The sequence below is a fragment of the Pontibacter deserti genome (assembly GCF_023630255.1).
GTDB lineage: Bacteria > Bacteroidota > Bacteroidia > Cytophagales > Hymenobacteraceae > Pontibacter > Pontibacter deserti.
In genome coordinates, this window is record NZ_JALPRS010000002.1 from 372,251 (window position 1) to 392,538 (window position 20,288).

The following is a 20,288-nucleotide window of genomic DNA, read 5'->3' on the forward strand; positions in this document are numbered from 1 at the left end:
TAAAGCTGGAAAATAAAAAAGCCACTCCGAGTAGGAGTGGCTTTTTTATAATAAGTGAGTTCTATTAATAATCACTTTCCGGATGACGGTAACGCTCGCTACGGTGTGTCTGGTAACGATCGCTGTCTTGATCCTGGCTACGGCTACCTTGCTGACCACTGCTGCCATACCCGCTAAAGTTCTCGCGCGAATTAGAGCCACGGTTGTCGCTGTAGTACGAAGTGCTGCTATCCATAGATCCATAACGGCTCTGATCGCCGCCACGGCCTCCTTGCTCATAGCCACCCTGGCTGTAACCGCCCTGGCTGCCTCTGCCCTGAGAAGAACCATATCCTCCCTGGCTTGAGCTGCCTGAACCATAGCCATAACCACCGCTCATGCCCCGGCTATAGTTGCTGTCGCCGTAACCACCCTGGCTACCATAGCTGCCTTGTGAGCTGCCACCGCGTGATGAACCATGACCACCCTGTGAACCGTAATCGCTGCCATAAGAGCCACCACGTGAAGAGCCATAGCCACCCTGACCATAGTCGCTGCCCTGAGAACCATAACGGGATGAACGATACTCATCGTTATAAGAACCGCCTCTTGAGCCGTAACCACCCTGGCTGCCATAGCCACCTTGCATAGAGCCTTGTGAACTATAACCTCTTGATGAACCATAGTCATCGCGGTCATACTCGCTCATACCTCTGGATGAGCCATAGCCCATAGAACCATAGCGATCTGAGTCGCGGCCCTGACTGCCATAACCTCCCTGAGATGATGAGCCATAGCCACCTTGCATACCTGTTCTGGTCGAACCTGAACCTGTCATGCTGGAACCATAGCCTTGCTGGCCACTGCCATAACCAGAACCACTTTGTGAACCATATCCTGATCCGCCTTGTGATCCGTAACCGCTCTGAGATGAACCATAGCCCTGGCTGCCTCTGCTCTGAGAAGAGCCATAACCGCCCTGGCCACTCATGCCGGAAGAACCCTGGCCACCGTAGCTGCTCTGACCGCCATAGCCACCCTGAGAGGAACCATATCCGCCACTACGTCCTTGAGAAGAAGAACCATAACCACCCTGAGATGAGCCATAGCTGGAACGGCTCTCACCACTGGTCTGATTATATCTTCCCATACCGCCCTGGTCGTTCATTACGCCATAGCTACCTTGCTCGTCGCCTTCTCTATCAGCGTAGCCGCCCTGCATACCACCATAGCTACCATATGTGCCTTGGTTATAGCTGTCCTGGCTGCGAACGCGGTTACCTTCCATGCCACCCTGGTTACCATAGTTATAACCACCCTGGCTACCCCAGTCACTACCTGAAGAACCCTGACCGCTCTGAGAAGAACCATAACCGCCCTGGCCGCTCATGCCGGAAGAACCCTGGCCACCGTAGCTGCTCTGACCGCCATAGCCACCCTGAGATGAGCCATAACCACCCTGCTGTGAACTACTGCCACGCTGTGATGAACCATAGTCCCCCTGATAACCATAGCCGCTCTGGCCACCGTAGCTGCTGTGCTGCGAACCATAGCCATAACCTCCCTGTGAACCATAACCACTCTGCTGACCACCTTGTGATCCATAGCTATCTTGGCCTCCCTGAGAAGATCCGAAATCGCCTTCGTAGCCATAGTTGCTCTGGCCACCTTGTGACATTGATCCATAGTTACCCTGCTGTTGCTGTGAGCTGCCAGTGCTCATAGAGCCATAGCCACCCATACCAGATTCGCCGCCGGATGTTTGACCCATGCCGGAAGTTGAACCTGAAGTTGCGCTTTTTCCTGATTTAGATGAAGTAGAAGTTTTGGCTTTTGTGCCAATTGTGCTTCCTTTTGCTTTAGCAGATGTGGAACCGGTGCCGGTTGTTGATGATTTATTGCTTTTGCCTGTTGTTGTAGATGATGTTGCAGCCGGAAGGTTAGAGCCTGATGTGCCTGAACCTGATTTTGAGCTTGTTCCGGAGCTGCCGCTCATTCCTGTATTGCTACCCATCGATGAGGATGAGCTCTGAGATCCTGATGTGCTACCCGACATGCTGCCGGAGCTTTGGTTTTTCTCGTTGTCTTTCATAGTTAAAATCTCCTGGATTTATATAGTTAAAAAATAAGAGCGATGTAAGCAGATGCAGGGTAAATGGTGATATACCAGCATCAGCTTTTGTTGTGTTATTTACCTTAAAATAAGTTGCCTTAACTACTCATTTTAGTGTAACAGAACGTTTTAGCTATACGAACCTAGTGAAACATGGTTATTGCTATATGGGAATGCAGCCTTAAAAAATATGCCCTGGAACAGGAGCCGGAGAGGTATTTACGGAAATGAGAAACGGCAACTATGAAACTTTTTTAAAAATAAATGAATGCTAAAGTGCGTGTATTTGCCAGTGTTTGTTACCTTTACGCCAATTAATTAAATTCATTATCATGCAAACAGGTAAAGTAAAATTCTTTAACGTATCTAAAGGTTTCGGATTCATCATTTCTGACGATACAAACCAGGAGATCTTCGTTCATCAGACAGGCCTTACTCACGAGATCCGTGAGAACGACCGTGTGTCTTATGAAGTTAAAGACGGAAAAAAAGGATTGAATGCTATTAACGTAGAGAGAATCTAAGTTAAAAAATATAATAAGCCTTCGGGCTCATTCATCTATTTTAACCCGCTCAGGAAACTGAGCGGGTTTTTTATTTCCCGCTCTTTTTTTCGTGGTTCAACTCTTCGCCCTTCTCTAGCCCTTCCTGTATCAGTTCGTTGGCCTCCTGGTGATCTTCAGGTTTAGCTACCGGTACGTCCTGCTCTTCTTCCCGCTCCGGCTCATAGTTAAGCGTTATACTGATAGGAAAGTGGTCAGAGCCAAATTTATCCAGGCGGTGCAGGCGCAGCAACCTGAAAGCAGGATCATAGAACACATGGTCTAAGGGGTAACGGAACAAGGGGATATGTGCATTGTAGGTATTAAAGAAGCCCCGGCCCACACGTGGGTCAAGCAGACCGCTTATCTGCTTAAACAACTTTGTAGTTCTGGACCAGGCCACATCGTTCAGGTCGCCGGCAACTACCGAAGGAATACGAGTTTTCTTGACCATTTTAGCAACCAACAGTAGCTCGGCCTCCCGGGTCTCAGTATCTTTCATCAGGCGCGGAGGTTGTGGATGCACCGTGTACAGATCAAATTTTTCTCCGCTTGGCAACTCTACCACAGTATAAAACGAGGGAATCTCATCTTCTACCAAAAAACGTATTTCGCTGTTCGATAACTTAAGCTTGCTAAAGAGCATCATACCATACGTGTTATCCAATGGCTTTTTTATACTATAAGGATACCGCTTATCCAGTTCATGTCTCACGCTCTCGTGCCAGGCCTCATCCGGCTCGTTCATTACCAGAATATCCGGGTGCTCCTTTAAAACAAGCTTCAGAAATTTTTTATGCTTTTTGTTTACCATGCGCACATTGGCGATCATCATGGTAAAGGCATTAGCCGGCTTTGGTTTTACTGACCGAAGTGCCTCTACGCGTGCCAGTGGGGTAAAATGGTAGACATATCTTATTTCGTTGAGTATAGCAATTGCCCATAACGCCAGCATCCCAATCTCGGAGGCAGACCATTGGGCATAGCGTGTACTATAAGCCAGTAGAATAGCGGCAAGTATAACTGCCACATGCAGTCTCGGGAAGTCCAGTACTCTTACCCACCACCACGGAACTTTCAGGAAAGGCAGAAAAGAAAATAGGGTGAATGTAAATCCAAGTATAATAAGGGTAAGCTCCATGTTGCTTTGCAGGCTTTTTCTATTTCTTTATAGGTAATTCAGGCTCATTTAAGCTAAACATATAAATTACCTATACTACGCAGCCGTTATAATTTCGATTAAGTGATAAAAATAAAAGCCCCTGTACAGTTTACTTCTGTGCAGGGGCTCCTTTATGTAGTGTAAATACGGCTATTTAGTCGCTATTCTGATACCTATAGCCTGAATGTGTGGCAATGGATCGCGACGCATGTACTGCGTGATTTTAAGCTTATACTTGCCTGCCTTAGGGAACGTAACATCATCTAAGATAAGCTGTTGCAGGTCAAAAGTATCAGAAGAACCTTTGCCAAGCGGCTTACCTGTTTTAGAATCCATCAGCAACACTTCATGCAGCTTTTTGGATACCTGTTTTCCGTCTGGCCCTATAAGTTCGTGCTGCAGGTACAGGTTATAAAAATCGTACTCCAGGTTATACCGCACGTTCACGAAAACCGCATGCTTCTGTGCCTGATCCTTTATCTCAAGCTCAAAAACAGGTGCGTTATCTATAGCCCAGCTGTTCTCCGGCAAATCTATGTTCTGTTCGTAAACACGAGCCGGGTCGCAGGATGAAAGCAGCAACAATAAGGCAGCTGCCCAGCATACAAGAGTCTTATACATTTGTATTCGGTTTATTCTGATCCGGCTTTTTGTTTCGGAACGGTTTTCTCGACTTTTGCTTTTTAGGTTGTTGTGCCTGCTGGCCATCTGTGGCGGGCTGTGCCTGTGCTCTAGGCTCACGGTTACCACGCTCACGGTTCTCGCGTTCGCCACGGCCACCCTCACGTTCTCTGCGCTCCCGATTGCCTCGGTTCTCCTGTTCAGGTCGTCCACCTTCCCGTTGCTCTCTGTTGCCACGATTATCACGTTCGCCACGCGACTCACGATTTTCCTGGCCACCTTCGCGGTTACGGTTTCTGTTATCAGGTCTTGGGCTACGATTTCGGCGTTGCTCGCCTTCACGTGGTTCCGTTTCCGACCTTCTTTCCTTTACCTGAGCAGGCGCGGCTTCAGCTACAGCTATTTCACCATCCTGTGGCTTTTTCTTTTTCTTCTTCTTTTTCTTCTTGGCCTTATACTTGTCATCAAGACGTTCCAGGTTACCTTCTACCTGCGCTACAAATTCGTTCTGCTTCGGCTCTTCCGGAGCTTCTTTCAGTAAAGAATCTACGGCTATACCTTTGCTGTTCAGCTCCAGTATTTCCTGTACACGCTCTACCGGCACAGGATACCAGTTATTGTCGCCCTTAAAGCCAAACCACATCATCTTTTTAAAGATGTCAGTTTTTTGCAGAAACGCATCTCCGTTCTGTGTCTGCAGCGGGCGGTTTACTGTTGGTATATCTTTAAGCGCTTCCATGTATGTTTCCAGCTCATAGTTCAGGCAGCACTTCAGGCGGCCACACTGTCCGGAAAGTTTACTTGGGTTAAGCGAAAGGTTCTGGTAACGGGCCGCTGTAGTAGATACACTCTTAAAATCAGTGAGCCAGGTAGAGCAGCATAACTCACGACCACATGAGCCGATACCACCCAGGCGGCCGGCTTCATGGCGAAGGCTTATCTGGCGCATTTCAATGCGTACCTTAAACTCCTCCGCCAACTTTTTGATCAGGTCACGAAAGTCTACGCGATCGTCGGCAGAATAATAAAACGTGGCTTTGCTTTTATCAGCCTGGTACTCTACATCCGAAAGCTTCATGCGCAGGCTCAGCTGCTGTATGATCTCACGTGAGCGGTACATGGCTCCACCTTCCAGGTCACGGACTTCATTGAATTTCTCCATGTCCTGCTCGGTGGCAATGCGGTAGATGCTTCGGATTTCCTCGTTATTATCTACTTTCTTCTTCATCATTTGCAGGCGCACTAATTCACCTTTCAATGATACAAAGCCAATATGATGTCCGTTAGGAACATCTACTACCACGGCATCGCCGGTTGTTAAATCTAATCTGTTATTATTGCGATAGAAGTCCTTGCGGCCTCCTTTAAATCTTACTTCTACAATATCGAACTCCTCAAACGAAACGGGAATTTCCATATCGCTGAGCCAGTCGAACACATTCAAACGGTTACAGCCTCCTGTGCTGCAGCCGCCGTTGCTTTTGCAGCCACCCGGTTTATCGCTGGTGCCGCATCCGCCACTGGAACATGAATTACAACCCACTTTTAATCTCCTTATATAGCTATGTGAATCCTTGTTTTCTATTCTGGTAATTAACAAATATACTAATTTTTTGTGCTAATGCTGTAGCACCTTTCTAAATGTACAGGCATCGGCCTTATCAGCAACCTGATACGTGCTATAAAAATTCCGGCTACATGCACGATGCTGAAATTTAAACTATAATTTTAAGCAATGCTTCGGAAATTACTGTCACATGCGGCTATTTATGGTTTGGCAGCCCAGGGCCCTCGTTTAGCAGGCGTACTGGCGCTTCCGGTCGTAACGCGGTATTTAACCCCCGCTGATTATGGTGTGGCAGGCATTATTACAGCTTATGCGGCAGTATTTGCCATGCTGCAAAGTCTGGGGTTGTCGGTAGTGCTGGTAAACAGTTACGCCAGGCAACCACAACGTTATACCTGGATCTGGCGCCAACTCAATGGCTTTGTAACTCTCTGGTCGCTGGTTTATGGTTTACTGGTGTTGCTGGCCTTATACTTTCTTGTTCCCGCCGAAGGTGCTGCACATCGCTTGGAGATAACGCTGCTGAACGGTCTCCCCATTATACTTTTCGCGATGACGGATATGCAGTGCAATCTGTATTATCAACTAAAACAAAAACCTTTACCTGTAGCAATTAGGTCGTTTATAGTGGGTGTGTTGGGTGTTGGTTTAAATGTGTATACTATTGCTTACCTGCGCCTTGGGTATATGGGGTGGTTTTATGCTGCTTTTATCTCTGCTGCAGTCGGGTTTATACTTAACAGTTATAGTATCTACATACAGCAACAACTATGGCCGATTTTTAATTTTAAATGGCATCGCATTAAACATTCGCTTGGTGTGTCGTTGCCGGTAGTGCCGCACAACCTGGCTAATTTTATGCTGGATACCTCCGACAGGCTGGTGCTGGATGTGCTGCGTGTGCCTGTACAGAAGATTGGTTTGTACAATGTTGCAGCCAGCTTTGGTACCTATTTCCTGATCACGTCTATGGCTATTTCGCAGGCGGCATCACCTTTTTACCTAAAGTACCTGGCACAACAGCAAGACAAAGCGGCTGCGTTGCAGGTTCGGCGCCTGACCTTCGCATTGCAGGTACTTTTCCTATTGGCTACTTCACTGGGATGCCTCTGGATGCGCGAGATATTTATCTTATTAATTAAAAACGAAGCGCTGCAGCAGGCTTACCCGTTAGCCATAATTATTTTAATGGGGTATAACTTCAGGCCGATGTATTCTGTGGTGTACAATACCCTTACCTACCGGGAGCACACAAATAAACTCTGGCGTATATCGGTAGCGGCAGGTGCAGGTAACGTACTGCTTAATTTTATACTTGTGCCGATTTTTGGCTACCAGGCAGCGGCTTATACTACTTTTGCCGCACTTATGTACATGGGCTATGCCGGATTCTACATGAAGGCGTTTAAAGCTTCCACGCAGGTTTCGTATTACCCTGTATTATGGCTTAGCCTTACGGTTTCGATGTTGTTTATAGTTTACAACATAGCAGCTGTTGCCATTATGGTTAAGGTTATACTTACAGCAGTGGCAGGTACCCTGGGAATTGTAGCAGCTATAGTTTACCAGAGAAGGCTGCAGGTACAAGATAGCAAAGAAAATATAAGCTAGGTTTAAGAAGATGTACTTTAGAAGTTATGACTGGAAACTATAGATTCTCTCTACTTACAGCACAGGAAATGCCGGAACTGCGCCAGGTATTCCTGGAAGCTTTTGCCGACTATTTTGTACCCATACAACTTACGGAACAACAGTTTCAAGCCAAGCTGAAGCGGGAAAGTATAAACCCTGGTTTTTGTGTGGGAGCTTATGCTGGCAGTAAGATGGTAGGGTTTATACTTACAGGCCTTGGCGAATACAAAGGCATACCAACTGCTTACAATGCAGGTACTGGTGTGCTGCCGGCCCACCGAGGGCACAATCTTACCAGCGAAATGTATACTTACCTTATACCTAAGTTGCGCGAAAGCGGGGTTGAGCAATGTGTGCTGGAAGTGATACAGGAAAATGCCGCTGCTCTGAAATCTTATAAGGATACCGGATTTGAAATAACGCGGTCACTTGACTGCTTCAGAGGGTTGAAAAATGAGCTGCTGTTAGCTGGCGACGAGCCGGAAGGAGTTACCATTACTACTGTAACAAAGCCAACCTGGAGTGTTTACCAACATTGCTGTGATGCAGAGCCGACCTGGCAGAATACTGCTACAGCCATTTCTCATAGTCCTGATGATAAGATTTATTTGGAAGCAAGAGCTGAAGATGGTGAGGTAATGGGGTTCGCTGCATTCTTCCCGAAGACAGGTGCCATTGCTCAGTTAGCTGTACTGCCGGGCAAAAGAGGGCAGGGGACAGGTAAAGCCCTGTTAAGAGAAGTATTAAACCAGACTACTGCTCCGGCACTGATGCTGATAAATGTTGATGCAGATGCTGTAGCTTTTACATCTTTCCTGAAGCGGCGAAACTTCACAAGATTTTTGGGGCAATATGAAATGATAATGCCGCTGGTACAAGTATAAACCTTCAGCCAACACTAATTTAGTACCTTTGTTAAAACTATAAATATAACTTATGGCGTGGGTGTACCTTATTCTGGCAGGGATATGTGAAATTGGCTGGGCTTTCGGGCTAAAGTATAGCGAAGGCTTTACCAAAATAGGTGTGAGCGTAGTAACAGTAGTGGTAATGATCCTGAGTTTTGTGCTGCTGTCGCAGGCCATGAAAGAATTGCCGCTGGGTACTGCTTATGGTATCTGGACAGGAATTGGCGCAGCCGGCACGGCTATACTTGGTATTGTGTTCCTGAACGAGCCCCGCGACCTGATCAGAATTCTCTGTATCCTGATGATTATTGCAGGCGTTGTTGGCTTGAAGATTTTTTCAGGGGAGGCGAAATAATTTACCAGCTATAAACATCGGCCGCATTGCGTGTGAACAGGTATAAGCGGTTTTGAGTGGCAAGCGCAGTAGTATAATTTTTATCTTTTGGGAAAGGTATAGTACGCTCCTGTTGCTTATAGATGTTCAGAAAATGCAGATTGCCTTCTTTTACAAAGTATAGCTCATTATTCAGAAACCCGATATAAGAAACACCGGTTACAGGCAGCTTCTGTTTATAGTTACCCAGGTTATCAAATACATAAATACCACTGTTGTAATCCAGCAGGTAAATCAGGTTCTGATACTCCCGCAGCATACGGATGTCGAACTTTGCTCTGTCCAGTACAAGGTTAAGCGGAGTTTCTATAGTTACCCTGCGCTGGTTCAGATCCAATTTGCTTAGCTTAAAATCAGTTTCATCAAAAAGCCAGAGACCGTCATCAGAAGCGAGTGCTGCGGCTTTTACGGTGTTATTGATATCAAAATCAGAGAGGTGCACGCTCGTAAGCGGAGCTAAAAATCTATCCAGTAAAAGTATCTCTTGTTGGTCGGCATAAAAGGCCAGTACCTTCATTGGGTTCCAGGCATCTATAAATGTTGCCCTGTTATTTGTAGCAGGAGAGTAAACCGTGATTAAGCGTCCCAGAGAATCGAGTTGTACCAGGTTGCGCCTTGGGTTTAGCAGGTAAACAGCGTTGTTGCGGTCCGTAGAAATGGCAGTTGGTGAGCTTACAGCTATAGTTTGCATAAACTGCGGTTGCTGCTGCGCAAACACAGTTACTACTGAAAGCATCAGCAGGCAAAATATAGCTATAGTTTTGTTAAGCTTCAAAATGCTCTAAAGTTAGATTCTGGCCATCGTAAACACCATAAGAGCAAAAATTGACCCATTCTCCAAGATTTACATAACGGCTGCGGTCGCCGATATGCAGATCTAAAGGCAGGTGTCGGTGCCCGAAGATATAATAATCATGATGCTGTTCTTTTTCTACCTCACGGCAATACTGCACCAGCCACTCGTCTTCGCCTAAGAACTTCTCATCTTTTTTAACATTGCTGATGCGGCTCTTTCGTGACCACATATTGGCTATACCTATACCTAAGTTCGGGTGGATACGTGCAAAAGCCCATTGGCAGGCTTTATTTGCAAACACCTTCTTGATGATTTTGTAGGTATGGTCGCCGGGGCCTAAGCCATCTCCATGACCAATATAAAAAGTCTGGCCATTTATAGTTGTCGAGATAGGGTCGCGCAGTACAGGTATGTTCAGTTCTGTCGGAAAGTAATCGAACATCCACATATCATGATTCCCCGTGAAAAACAGCACAGGTATACCGGCATCGGTTATTTCAGCCAGTTTGCCCTGTAACCTGATAAAACCTTTGGGAATCGTATGGCGATACTCAAACCAGAAATCAAAAATATCGCCTAACAGAAGTATAGCTGCAGCATCGTGTTTTACCTGGTCGAGCCAGCGCACGATTTTATGCTCACGTGCTTTGCTGGTAGCTGCATCGGGCACACCCAAATGGAAATCAGACGCAAAGTATACTTTCTTACCCGGTGCTAATTGATCAATGCGGAAGGTCATCTATCAGGAAAAGTACGAGCTGTTTAGGACCATGAGCACCCATTACCAGTGTTTTTTCAATATCGGCAGTACGGCTCGGCCCACTTACCAAACTCACCATCGACGGGAAGTTTTCTTTATACTTGTTGCGCACGTGTTGCAAACCGTCTTTGATATCCGGTACCAACTGACTGGCCTTCGCCACTACCATATGTATTTCCGGATAAACGCTTAGTCGCCTGCCTCCGGCATTAGCCGAGCTTACTAACATACTGCCTGTTCGGGTTATAAGAGCTTCGCAGGTAGTTAAGCTGGCTTCAGCGTTACGTATAAAATCCTGCTCCGAATCAGTATACTCTATACCTGCATGGTACAGCGCTTTTTGCAGGTTAGCCTCCCATACATATAGATGCTGTATGTTTTGCTCCTGCTTAAACGTGTAAAGCTGATCGAAGAAATCTTCTTCTTTTTCGCAGTAAAAAAAGACGCCGCTGTTCTTCAGGAAGCTCTCTACAAACAGTACCGACATATCATCGGTATTTGCGTGGTGGAGCGGTGATGTGAAATCAGGGGTAGGAGGCAGAAAAGGCGCTGGCTTAGCCAGCGCCTCTCTTACTTTTCTTAAAACTATTTCTTTTGTTTTTGCTTCGTACATGCCTGCTAGTGTCAAGCTGTTCTTGTATTGATATTATCTTCTTGTTCAGCAGTAGAATGGCCATTTCCATTTTCTAACGGAGTGCCTGGTACCTGTCCTTCCTGCTGTTCAGGATGCTCAGTGTTTCCAAATTCAACCGGATGTGTTTGCTCAACTTCGCTTTTGGTCTGGCTTCTGTCTGTACCTGCTGTATGTGCCTGATACGTAGTAAGTGCTTCAAACGGACGAGGTCCAACTAAACGTTCCAGATCGCTTTGGAAAAGAATCTCTTTCTCCAGAAGCTCCTGGGCTATTATTTCAAGCTTGTCTCTCTTCTCCGTCAGCAATTGTATCGTGCGCTGGTAAGCTGATTCGATAATAGCGCGTACTTCGTTATCTATGGTTTCGGCGGTAGCTTCTGAATAAGGTTTGTTAAATGCCATATCAGACTGCTTTGAATCGTAGAACGAAACATTACCGATTTTAGCGTTCATGCCATACATGGTTACAATGCTGTACGCCATTTTAGTAATACGCTCCAGGTCACTTAGCGCGCCTGTAGAAATTTTGCCAAACACGATCTCTTCAGCAGCACGGCCACCAAGTGCCATGCACATCTCGTCGATCAACTGCTCAGTAGTATACAGGAACTGCTCTTTTGGTAAGTATTGTGCATAACCCAGCGCAGCCACACCACGCGGAACTATACTTACTTTTACCAACGGATCGGCGTGCTCCAGGAACCAGCCTGCGATAGCGTGACCAGCCTCGTGGTAAGCTACAATTTTCTTCTCTTCTGGAGAGATGATCTTGTTTTTCTTCTCCAGACCACCAATCACACGGTCTACAGCGTCGTTAAAATCCTGCTGATCTACAGCCTTTTTGTTACGGCGAGCAGCTATCAGGGCAGCTTCGTTACATACGTTAGCTATCTCGGCACCAGCAAAGCCTGGTGTCTGGGCTGCCAGTTTCTTAGCATCCACATCTGGTGCCAGGGTAAGTGGGCCAAGGTGTACTTTAAATATTTCGGTACGGCCAACTATATCCGGCTTGTCTATACTTATCTGGCGGTCGAAACGGCCCGGACGAAGCAGGGCAGAATCTAGTGTATCAGGTCGGTTGGTTGCTGCAAGTATAATTACACCTGAGTCAGTTGCGAAACCATCCATCTCCACAAGCAGGGAGTTCAGCGTATTCTCGCGCTCATCGTTACCACCAGGCACCTGTCCACGGCTACGGTGACGGCCAATCGCATCAATTTCATCTATAAAGATGATACAAGGCGCTTTTGCTTTAGCTTGTTTGAAAAGGTCACGCACACGGGCAGCACCCACACCCACGAACATCTCCACAAAGTCAGAACCAGACAGAGAGAAGAACGGAACATCAGCTTCGCCGGCAACGGCTTTTGCTAATAAAGTTTTACCAGTACCCGGAGGGCCAACCAGCAATGCACCTTTTGGTATCTTACCACCTAATACAGTAAACTTAGAAGGGTTCTTCAGGAATTCAACGATCTCCTGTACTTCTTCTTTCGCTTCTTCAAGGCCAGCCACATCTTTAAATGTGATCTTTACCTTGTTCTCTGCATCAAACAGCGCTGCTTTAGATTTACCGATATTAAATATCTGTCCGCCTGAGCCGCCTGCTGTAACACGGCGCATCAGGAACCAGAAACCGAAAAGTAACAGGATCAGGAAGCCCCATGTAGCAAAAAAGTCCATGAAGCCGGTACGCTCTTCAGGATAAACCGGAATTTGCTGCTCACGTGGTATATCCTTCTGTAACTCATCCAGGTCTTCGTCAAATATTTCAGTTGAAATGATCTGGAAGTGGTACTGCGGTCCTTTGTCTATAGTTAAAGAACCACGGTCAGAAAGCTCCTGCTTATACTTGTCGTTCTGCAGGGCCTCATCTTTAAGGTATACTTCTACTGTTTTGTTGTTAACGATGGTTACTTTACTAACATCGCCACTTAGAACCATTTCTTCAAAGTCCTGCTGTGAGGTCTCTACCGAGGAATTGCTTCTGTTAAGGTAGGTTAGCCCGAAGATCACCAGAATCAGCACGGCCAGCATCCACAATTGCATGGTAGGGCGCGGCGGTGTAGTAGGGATCAGAGGCTTCTTCTTTTTGTTATTATTGCCTTTATTATTTTTTTCTGCCATGATTTAATTATCAGATGTTTGAAGAACACCGACCTGTGCAAATTGTTTTACCAGACCGGAGTTAGTTAAACTGATTCTACATGCTGAATACGGGCATCACCCCATAGTTCTTCCAACGCGTAGAACTCGCGCTTATCTTTCAGGAAAATGTGTGCAACTACATCTACGTAGTCAAGCAGTACCCACTCTTTATTTGTTCGGCCTTCGCTCTGCCACGGATTTTGTTTTGTTGCTTTAAATACCTCCTCTTCTATTGCATTGGCAATAGCGTCTAGTTGTGTATCAGAGTTTGCGGATGCTATGATAAAGTAGTCTGAAACGGCGTTCTTAAGTGATTTAAGGTTCATTACGACAATATCGGTAGCCTTTTTCTCCTGCATACCTTTTACTACAAGTTCTGCCAATATGTCTGAATTAGCCTCAATCTTACTATCTTTCATTTGTGCTTGTTAAATTTGAAATACAAAAATATTAAATTTTGCCAAAATTATGTTGCCTAATACGCTGTTTATAGGCCAGCAGCTACACTATCTGCCGGTTTGTGAATCTACTAACTCAGAGGCCCAACAGCTTCTTAACAAAAATAAAGCCACAGAAGGGTGTACGGTACTAACATCAGAACAAACAAAAGGACGCGGGCAGCGGGGCAATAATTGGGAAGCTGAACCCGGTAAAAACGTTACGCTCTCTGTTATTCTGTCACCTGTTTTCCTTCCTGTCAGGCAGCAGTTTTACCTGAATATGGCCATATCGCTGGCGGTGCTTGACTTACTGCGCGAACAAGGTGCTGCCGAAGCTCAGGTTAAATGGCCTAACGACCTGTATGTTAAAGATAAAAAGCTTGGCGGGATTTTAATCGAAAATACCATAAACAGTCATTCTTTACAACACAGTATCGTAGGGATTGGTTTAAATATAAATCAATTGGGTTTCGGGATAGATACCGCTACTTCCTTAGCTTTTGTTACAGGCACAGAACTTAACCTGGAGCATGTAACTGCCCGATTGCTGGAGCTACTGGAAAAACGTTATCTTGAGCTACGTAACGGCAAGCTTGCAAAGCTAAAATACGAGTACCTGCAGGCGCTCTACCGTTATCAGGAACAACACCAGTTTATAGTTGATGGCAAACGCATATCAGGAAATATAATTGGTATTGACGAAGATGGAAGATTAGGTGTGGACATAGCGGGTGAATTACGGTTTTTTAGCTTTAAAGAGATTACTTATATTATTTGATTTATACTTTGAACCATAAAAAAGGGAAGTATATTGGTTACTTCCCTTTTCTGATTCTATGACTAAAGTATTTGCGGTTATTGTACTATAAGTTTCTGAGTTTGTTTGCTGTTGCCCTGCAATAAATTAACAAAGTACATACCTTTTTGCAAACGGAGCTCCGGAAGCGATACCTCTACCTTGCGGCTGCCGGCAGCTACCTGGTACGCATGCCTTACTTTTCCGCTCATATCTACTATTTGCAGCGTGCCACCATTAATGTCTGCTCCTGTACCTGAAACCGAAACAGTAATTATATTGCCCGGAGCCGGGTTAGGATAAACTGCCATCTGACCACTGTCTGGTGTCGCTTTTAACTGAACAGCTATTACATTGCTGAAGGTTTTCTCCCCGTCAAAATCAACCTGACGAAGGCGGTAATAATACATGCCATTGTAGTTTACATCATCCAGGTAGTTGTAGCTGCGTTTTGTGTTAGAATTGCCTGCACCATCTACTATACCTATACTTGCAAAGTTTTTGCCATCAGAGCTGCGTTCAATCTCAAAATGGTCGTTGTTGCTTTCAGAAGCTGTTTCCCACTCCAGTTCAATACCGCTTTGAGTTGCTTTTCCTTCAAATGATAACAGTTCTACAGGCAGTGGGGTAATGCCGCCGTCTTCGCAGGTTACTGTATTTAAGCCCGTTGTAACAGTAGTACCACCTGCAGCGAGAGAAAGTGTAAAGTCCTGGTTTGCTGCATAAGCATCTGATGGCATATTAATTATGAATACTTCCATAGCGCCATCGGCATAGTCTTTCGTGTTTTGTGCTGAGAAAGTCATGATGCCAGCCTCGTAAGTAGCTTTAAACTTGTAATTTAAGTGATAAGCTCCGCCATTGTTATCGGTTACGGCTGTTACTGTTTCTGGTGCACCTGGTACTTCTATTGCAAAAGATTCTACATCCTCAGCCATGTTGTTCTGTACCATAAAACTGACAGTTGTAGTGCCGTCACCATTTTCAGTAGCTTCTAAAAACCCGAAAACTGCAGTGCCTAAGTCTACTCTACAGTCCGGCATAGGGCGCGGACCTGGCGTTGCAGCCAAAGGAGCGCAGGTTTTGTGGTCAAAAGATATCTGGCTTGGCGAAGCACCCTCCACTTTGGCCTGTACCTGTATGTTGCTTAAAGCATTGTAGTTAGTAACTGAGATCGGGTATTCGAAAGTATAGCTTGCTCCATTGCTGATGTTGGTCTGGTTCTTTGCAGTAAACTGTATGGCATTGTAACTGGTCTCTATCTTGTCGCCTCCTTTTTTACCATCCTGGACATTAAAATCATTTTGTGAGGCGAAATAGCTGGAGGGTTCATCTGCATCAGCACCTTCCGGCAACTGAAAAGCAATGTATTCTAATCGGGTGGCGCAGTTTACTGTAATTGTATAAGATAAGATGTAAGTGTCGTCGTCGTGTTGTGTGGCACCGTTGAGTTTGTAAGTAAGGCAACCGTCTGTGATGCTGCATCCGGCAGGTTGCGGATTTCCCTGGGCTACGGCTGTTTGCAGCGCCACGAAAATCATAAGCAAAATAATAATATAGGATTTCATGTAGATCTATCGCATATGGTAATATAAAATAAGTTTAATAATTACTATAACGGTGCTGTTTTTTGCTAGTTGCACTATATTATATAGTTATGGATGGAGTGCAATCATATTCTTGATAAAATGTAATTATTTTTGATGATATCGAATTGTATAGATATATGACTATATTTTACTAGCTATCCTGTGTTGTAATTGCTTGTATTTTAGCAATATTGTCTATTTTATTTGTTTTAATTTTTGTCTTGGTATAGTTATATTATTTTGACTAAATAAGCCAAGTGAAAAGAATGATTTTTTATTAATGGAAGATCAAGTATATAGAACAGGCATTGTTTTTGCCAAAGAGGATATAGGAGCGCTGTTTTGCCGGGTTCCGGATAATCTTGCCAGAATTTTCTTATATAAAATTTATATATTCAGGCATTTACATTATATTTGAATTTCTGGTAGAAGTATAGCTTACTAAACCATATCACTCTTATGAAGACTTTTACTAAACTTTTATTTATATCCACACTTATAGGTTCACATCTGTTTGGCGTAACAGCCATGGCAGAGAATACTGTAAAGAGTGAAGCTGTTGAAGGTGTTTTGCCTACCTCTAAAGGTGGTACCACGCTTTGGAAGATGAAGCAGGAAAAGCAAGGCGGATTAGTTGTTTCTGCTCATAATGCACGCCCTGTGTTTGTATCCAGTGATGCAGATCATACTTGTTCGCAGATTTATGCGGCTGCCGTAGCGCCATCTTTTCATGTGGAAGTGCCTAAAGCGGATAAAAGTCTTTATGCATCTGTTGTTCTGGCGTCGTTTATGCCGGGCCGTGATGTAAAGACTATACCTACGATCAATGCCTATCCGAACCCATCGAGAGGGTATACCCGCTTAACGCTTTCACAATCTGGCGGCGATAACAACTATAAGATAAGGATATCGAATACAATCGGGCGGGTGATCTTTACAAAAGACCTGGCTGCCACTGAAGCAAAAGAAATTACGCTGGATATGAGTCCATATCCGTCAGGAGTATACTTTTATAGTTTGCTGGTAAATGATAAGACTGTAGAAACCAAGCGACTAGTACTTCAGAAATAAACTCTAAGTAGCAATATTTAATACGAAGCCGACCCATGGTCGGCTTTTTATATGTAATACCAGATATTTTTAAATATTCGCTTCACATATTTTAGTATTTTCGGGGCGCAATCCTAACAATTACCATGACAGACTATCGAAAGATAAATAACCTTGTAGGTTGGGTCGTATTCTTTATAGCGACCGTTGTGTATGTGCTAACCCTGGAGCCAACAGCCAGTTTCTGGGATGCCGGTGAATTTATCGCCTGCTCTTACAAACTGTTGGTGCCGCACCCTCCGGGAGCTCCGTTTTACTTGTTGGTTGGCCGCATCTTCTCTATGTTTGCCGGCGATCCGTCGCAGGTGGCGTGGTGGGTTAACCTGCTTTCTGCCCTATGTAGTTCTTTTACTGTTCTGTTCCTGTTCTGGACAATAACCATATTCGCTAAAAAGCTCCTTATAAAAGAGGGCGAAGCTCCAACTCCGGGCAATATTCTGCTGGTAATGGGTGCTGGCGTGGTAGGTGCCTTAGCCTATACTTTCTCTGATTCTGCCTGGTTCTCAGCTGTAGAAGCCGAAGTATACGCTATGTCATCTTTCTTTACGGCTATTGTATTCTGGGCCATTCTTCGCTGGGAGGCTAAAGTAGGTGAAGCGCATTCTGATAAATGGCTTGTGCTGATCGCGTACCTGGTGGGCCTTTCAATAGGAGCTCACTTGCTAAACCTGGTAACTATACCTGCGCTTGCATTTATCTACTACTATCGCTTGTATAAACCAACCTTAACGGGGGGGATTATTGCCTTTGCCATTAGTGCGGTTATAGTTGTAACTATACTTTGGGGTATTATACCTGGCCTGCCATCTATTGCTGGAGCCGTGGAAGTGTTCTTTGTTAACTCACTTGGTTTACCATTTGGCTCAGGGCTGGTAATTTTCGTGCTGCTGGTAGTGGGTGCTATTGCCTACGGCATTATGTTCTCCATTAAACGCAACATGCGTGTGTTGAACACTGCTTTGCTTAGCCTGGTGTTTGTGCTGATTGGTTACTCTTCTTACATGATCATCCCTATTCGCTCCTCTTATGACCCAACTATAGACGAGAACGACCCGGATGATATTATGAGCGTGGTATCTTACCTGAAGCGTGAGCAATATGGCGACCGACCTTTGCTTTACGGGCCACAGTATAATGCACAGCCAGTTGGCCAGGAAGAAGGTGCTATGCGCTATGTAAAAGGCAAAGATAAGTATGTAGAGGCCGGTAGAAAGATTGAGCCTGTTTACGATGATAAAGACCTGACACTGCTGCCACGTATTTACAGCGATGCACCGCAGCATATAGACGAATATAAAAAATGGGTAGACCTGCGTGAGGGCCAGATGCCTACGTTTGGGCAGAACCTGAGCTTTATGTTCCGTTACCAGTTAGGGCATATGTACTGGCGCTACTTCCTGTGGAATTTTGTGGGCCGCGAAAGCGATGTACAGAATGCAGGTGTTGTATGGTTTACCGGTGATGAGCCTGGTCTGCCACAACAGGTTGTCAACAGCAAAGCTCGTAACAACTTCTTCGCACTGCCGCTTATTATAGGTATACTTGGTTTGATATGGCAGGTGCGTAAAGATGAAAAGAATGCCTTTGTAGTTGGGTTGCTGTTTGTTTTTACAGGCTTAGCTATTGCACTGTACCTGAACCAGCCACCAACTGAGCCACGTGAGCGTGATTATACTTTTGCAGGTTCTTACTACGCCTTCAGTATCTGGATAGGCCTTGGAGTTATAGCTGTAGCAGGGCTGTTGGAAAAAGTGCTTCGCAACGACCGTGCCCGTGCTGCAGTCGCAACCCTTGTTTGTTTGCTAGTACCGGGTATTATGGCTGCTGAAGGCTGGGATGATCATGACCGTTCAAAGCGTTACCAGTCAGTAGACTCTGCCCGTAACCTGTTGGATTCAGTTGCTCCGAATGGTATACTTTTCACGAACGGTGATAACGATACATTCCCGCTGTGGTATGCACAGGAAGTGGAAGGGTACCGTACCGATGTGCGTGTAGCTGTACTTAGTTACCTGAACACTGACTGGTATGTAGAGCAAATGATGCGTCCAGCATACAAATCAGCACCTTGGCCATTAACACTCGGTATAGAGAACTACCGCCAGGGCACGAACGATTATCTGCCATATGATGAAAAACCGCAAGTAGCTGCAGGTATAGATCTTCGTCAATTCGTTTCGCTGGTAAAGCAAAACCATCCGGCACTACAGGTACAATATGGTGCAGGTACTACTTTAATGACTTTCCCGACCAAAACATTTGTGCTGGATGTAGACAAGGAGAAGGTAAAGCAAATGAACTTTATACCTGACGAGAAGGAAGGTGAGATTGTGGACCAGATGAAGTGGGTGGTAAATAAAGGAATGCTGGAGAAAAAGCACCTGGTAATGCTAGACCTGCTTGCTACCAACAACTGGGAAAGACCTGTATATTTCTCTACTACTGTTAACAGTGCAGATTTTATCGGGTTATCAGAATACTTTCAGCTGGATGGTTTAGCTTACCGTATAGTTCCGGTTAAAACACAGAACTCAGATATGCCTGGCTACCTGAACAAGGAGGTGATGTATAACAACCTGATGAAGGAGTTTGAGTTCCGTAATTTCGATGATCCGAGTATCTTCTACGATGAGAACTACTACCGCTTTACTGCAAACGCCCGCGATAAATTTGGCAAACTGGCAGCGGCCTATCTGGCAGAGGGTAATAAAGCCCGTGCTAAAGAACTGGTAGACTACTGCTTTAAAGTAATGCCGCTTGAAACTGTACCTTATGATTTCCATACGCCACAGTTCATTACTATTTATGCTGCGTTAGGCGAAGAGCAGAAAGCAAAAGAATTGCTGGATGGCATGACCAATAAATCGCGCGAAGCACTGAATTATTACTTGTCAAAAGGCGCTTTGTTTGATATGGAAATCCAGAGTAATCTGTATGTAATGCAACAGCTGGTAATGGCAGCTCAAAACCTTGGTATGCAGGAACGTGCAGCCGAACTGGAGCAACAGTTTACGCAGTATTTACAAGGCATGCGTCGTTAAACAAAATACTGTAATACACAGTAAAAAAGGCCGGGCTGATACACAGTCCGGCCTTTT

The 20,288-nt window shown here is 45.2% G+C and carries 17 protein-coding genes; 7 read left to right on the forward strand and 10 right to left on the reverse strand.

The annotated features are described in order from the left end of the window. Positions 1-64 precede the first annotated feature (64 nt). A complete protein-coding gene (locus MJ612_RS13675) occupies positions 65-2,071 on the reverse strand; it encodes a hypothetical protein (protein WP_187031281.1) in 2,007 nt (668 codons plus the stop codon). Positions 2,072-2,424: 353 nt separating this feature from the next. Here MJ612_RS13675 and MJ612_RS13680 point away from each other — a divergent pair, with 353 nt between their 5' ends. Continuing rightward, positions 2,425-2,616 carry a cold-shock protein gene (locus tag MJ612_RS13680; RefSeq protein WP_187031279.1) on the forward strand — a complete coding sequence of 64 codons (192 nt, stop codon included), beginning with the start codon at positions 2,425-2,427 and terminating at the stop codon, positions 2,614-2,616. A 70-nt stretch (positions 2,617-2,686) separates the two neighbouring features. On the opposite strand, the gene MJ612_RS13685 is transcribed toward MJ612_RS13680, so the two are convergent. From MJ612_RS13685 to ricT, 3 genes are all read right to left on the reverse strand, one after another. After that, positions 2,687-3,775 carry an endonuclease/exonuclease/phosphatase family protein gene (locus MJ612_RS13685; RefSeq protein ID WP_187031277.1) on the reverse strand — a complete coding sequence of 363 codons (1,089 nt, stop codon included), beginning with the start codon at positions 3,773-3,775 and terminating at the stop codon, positions 2,687-2,689. Between the two features lie 171 nt (positions 3,776-3,946). Next, complete coding sequence (locus tag MJ612_RS13690) at positions 3,947-4,417, reverse strand: gliding motility lipoprotein GldH (protein WP_187031275.1); 471 nt, start codon at positions 4,415-4,417, stop codon at positions 3,947-3,949. Further along, entirely contained in the window at positions 4,410-5,960 is a 1,551-nt protein-coding gene (ricT, locus tag MJ612_RS13695) for a PSP1 domain-containing protein (protein ID WP_317233055.1), read from the reverse strand. The genes MJ612_RS13690 and ricT overlap by 8 nt, the downstream gene beginning before the upstream one ends. Positions 5,961-6,152: 192 nt before the next feature. Between ricT and MJ612_RS13700 the strand changes: the two genes are divergently transcribed. From MJ612_RS13700 to MJ612_RS13710, 3 genes are read left to right on the forward strand one after another with little or no spacing between them, the layout of a single operon-like run. Continuing rightward, the gene (locus MJ612_RS13700; RefSeq protein WP_187031272.1) at positions 6,153-7,595 is read left to right on the forward strand and encodes a lipopolysaccharide biosynthesis protein; all 1,443 of its coding nucleotides are present in this window, start codon (positions 6,153-6,155) and stop codon (positions 7,593-7,595) included. A 26-nt stretch (positions 7,596-7,621) separates the two neighbouring features. Beyond that, positions 7,622-8,500: a GNAT family N-acetyltransferase gene (locus MJ612_RS13705; RefSeq protein WP_187031270.1), complete on the forward strand. Its 879-nt coding sequence runs from the start codon at positions 7,622-7,624 to the stop codon at positions 8,498-8,500. Positions 8,501-8,552: 52 nt separating this feature from the next. Further along, complete coding sequence (locus MJ612_RS13710) at positions 8,553-8,879, forward strand: DMT family transporter (protein ID WP_187031267.1); 327 nt, start codon at positions 8,553-8,555, stop codon at positions 8,877-8,879. A 1-nt stretch (position 8,880) separates the two neighbouring features. Here MJ612_RS13710 and MJ612_RS13715 read toward each other — a convergent pair whose 3' ends face one another. The 5 genes from MJ612_RS13715 to rsfS all read right to left on the reverse strand — a co-directional run bounded on the left by MJ612_RS13715 (position 8,881) and on the right by rsfS (position 13,674). Beyond that, entirely contained in the window at positions 8,881-9,693 is an 813-nt protein-coding gene (locus tag MJ612_RS13715) for a hypothetical protein (RefSeq protein ID WP_250419189.1), read from the reverse strand. After that, positions 9,683-10,453 (reverse strand): UDP-2,3-diacylglucosamine diphosphatase, encoded by a 771-nt coding sequence (locus MJ612_RS13720; protein ID WP_187031265.1) that lies wholly within the window; start codon positions 10,451-10,453, stop codon positions 9,683-9,685. The genes MJ612_RS13715 and MJ612_RS13720 overlap by 11 nt, the downstream gene beginning before the upstream one ends. Further along, positions 10,437-11,087 carry a LutC/YkgG family protein gene (locus MJ612_RS13725; RefSeq protein WP_187031263.1) on the reverse strand — a complete coding sequence of 217 codons (651 nt, stop codon included), beginning with the start codon at positions 11,085-11,087 and terminating at the stop codon, positions 10,437-10,439. Before MJ612_RS13725 ends, MJ612_RS13720 begins: the two co-directional genes overlap by 17 nt. A gap of 11 nt (positions 11,088-11,098) precedes the next feature. After that, positions 11,099-13,234 (reverse strand): ATP-dependent zinc metalloprotease FtsH, encoded by a 2,136-nt coding sequence (ftsH, locus tag MJ612_RS13730; RefSeq protein ID WP_187031261.1) that lies wholly within the window; start codon positions 13,232-13,234, stop codon positions 11,099-11,101. A gap of 65 nt (positions 13,235-13,299) precedes the next feature. After that, positions 13,300-13,674 (reverse strand): ribosome silencing factor, encoded by a 375-nt coding sequence (rsfS, locus tag MJ612_RS13735; protein WP_187031259.1) that lies wholly within the window; start codon positions 13,672-13,674, stop codon positions 13,300-13,302. 49 nt (positions 13,675-13,723) lie between these two features. Between rsfS and MJ612_RS13740 the strand changes: the two genes are divergently transcribed. Then, positions 13,724-14,473, forward strand: a complete 750-nt coding sequence (locus MJ612_RS13740; RefSeq protein WP_187031257.1) for a biotin--[acetyl-CoA-carboxylase] ligase — start codon at positions 13,724-13,726, stop codon at positions 14,471-14,473. A 77-nt stretch (positions 14,474-14,550) separates the two neighbouring features. Here the strand turns inward: MJ612_RS13740 and MJ612_RS13745 are convergent, their stop codons facing one another. Beyond that, the gene (locus MJ612_RS13745; protein WP_187031256.1) at positions 14,551-16,059 is read right to left on the reverse strand and encodes a T9SS type A sorting domain-containing protein; all 1,509 of its coding nucleotides are present in this window, start codon (positions 16,057-16,059) and stop codon (positions 14,551-14,553) included. Between the two features lie 480 nt (positions 16,060-16,539). Here MJ612_RS13745 and MJ612_RS13750 point away from each other — a divergent pair, with 480 nt between their 5' ends. Together MJ612_RS13750 and MJ612_RS13755 are read left to right on the forward strand one after the other, a co-directional pair. Continuing rightward, the gene (locus MJ612_RS13750) at positions 16,540-17,151 is read left to right on the forward strand and encodes a T9SS type A sorting domain-containing protein (protein ID WP_250419190.1); all 612 of its coding nucleotides are present in this window, start codon (positions 16,540-16,542) and stop codon (positions 17,149-17,151) included. 125 nt (positions 17,152-17,276) lie between these two features. Then, entirely contained in the window at positions 17,277-20,231 is a 2,955-nt protein-coding gene (locus MJ612_RS13755; protein ID WP_187031254.1) for a glycosyltransferase family 117 protein, read from the forward strand. Positions 20,232-20,288 lie beyond the last annotated feature (57 nt).

What these genes read in the sequence shown, in the direction of transcription:
- MJ612_RS13685 (WP_187031277.1), bottom strand. Translation starts at nt 3,775, where the DNA reads ATGGAGCTTACCCTTATTATACTTGGATTTACATTCACCCTATTTTCT.
- MJ612_RS13745 (WP_187031256.1), bottom strand. Translation starts at nt 16,059, where the DNA reads ATGAAATCCTATATTATTATTTTGCTTATGATTTTCGTGGCGCTGCAA.
- MJ612_RS13705 (WP_187031270.1), top strand. Translation starts at nt 7,622, where the DNA reads ATGACTGGAAACTATAGATTCTCTCTACTTACAGCACAGGAAATGCCG.
- ftsH (WP_187031261.1), bottom strand. Translation starts at nt 13,234, where the DNA reads ATGGCAGAAAAAAATAATAAAGGCAATAATAACAAAAAGAAGAAGCCT.
- MJ612_RS13755 (WP_187031254.1), top strand. Translation starts at nt 17,277, where the DNA reads ATGACAGACTATCGAAAGATAAATAACCTTGTAGGTTGGGTCGTATTC.
- MJ612_RS13700 (WP_187031272.1), top strand. Translation starts at nt 6,153, where the DNA reads ATGCTTCGGAAATTACTGTCACATGCGGCTATTTATGGTTTGGCAGCC.
- MJ612_RS13725 (WP_187031263.1), bottom strand. Translation starts at nt 11,087, where the DNA reads ATGTACGAAGCAAAAACAAAAGAAATAGTTTTAAGAAAAGTAAGAGAG.
- MJ612_RS13750 (WP_250419190.1), top strand. Translation starts at nt 16,540, where the DNA reads ATGAAGACTTTTACTAAACTTTTATTTATATCCACACTTATAGGTTCA.
- MJ612_RS13710 (WP_187031267.1), top strand. Translation starts at nt 8,553, where the DNA reads ATGGCGTGGGTGTACCTTATTCTGGCAGGGATATGTGAAATTGGCTGG.
- MJ612_RS13740 (WP_187031257.1), top strand. Translation starts at nt 13,724, where the DNA reads ATGTTGCCTAATACGCTGTTTATAGGCCAGCAGCTACACTATCTGCCG.
- MJ612_RS13690 (WP_187031275.1), bottom strand. Translation starts at nt 4,417, where the DNA reads ATGTATAAGACTCTTGTATGCTGGGCAGCTGCCTTATTGTTGCTGCTT.
- MJ612_RS13675 (WP_187031281.1), bottom strand. Translation starts at nt 2,071, where the DNA reads ATGAAAGACAACGAGAAAAACCAAAGCTCCGGCAGCATGTCGGGTAGC.
- MJ612_RS13680 (WP_187031279.1), top strand. Translation starts at nt 2,425, where the DNA reads ATGCAAACAGGTAAAGTAAAATTCTTTAACGTATCTAAAGGTTTCGGA.
- rsfS (WP_187031259.1), bottom strand. Translation starts at nt 13,674, where the DNA reads ATGAAAGATAGTAAGATTGAGGCTAATTCAGACATATTGGCAGAACTT.
- MJ612_RS13720 (WP_187031265.1), bottom strand. Translation starts at nt 10,453, where the DNA reads ATGACCTTCCGCATTGATCAATTAGCACCGGGTAAGAAAGTATACTTT.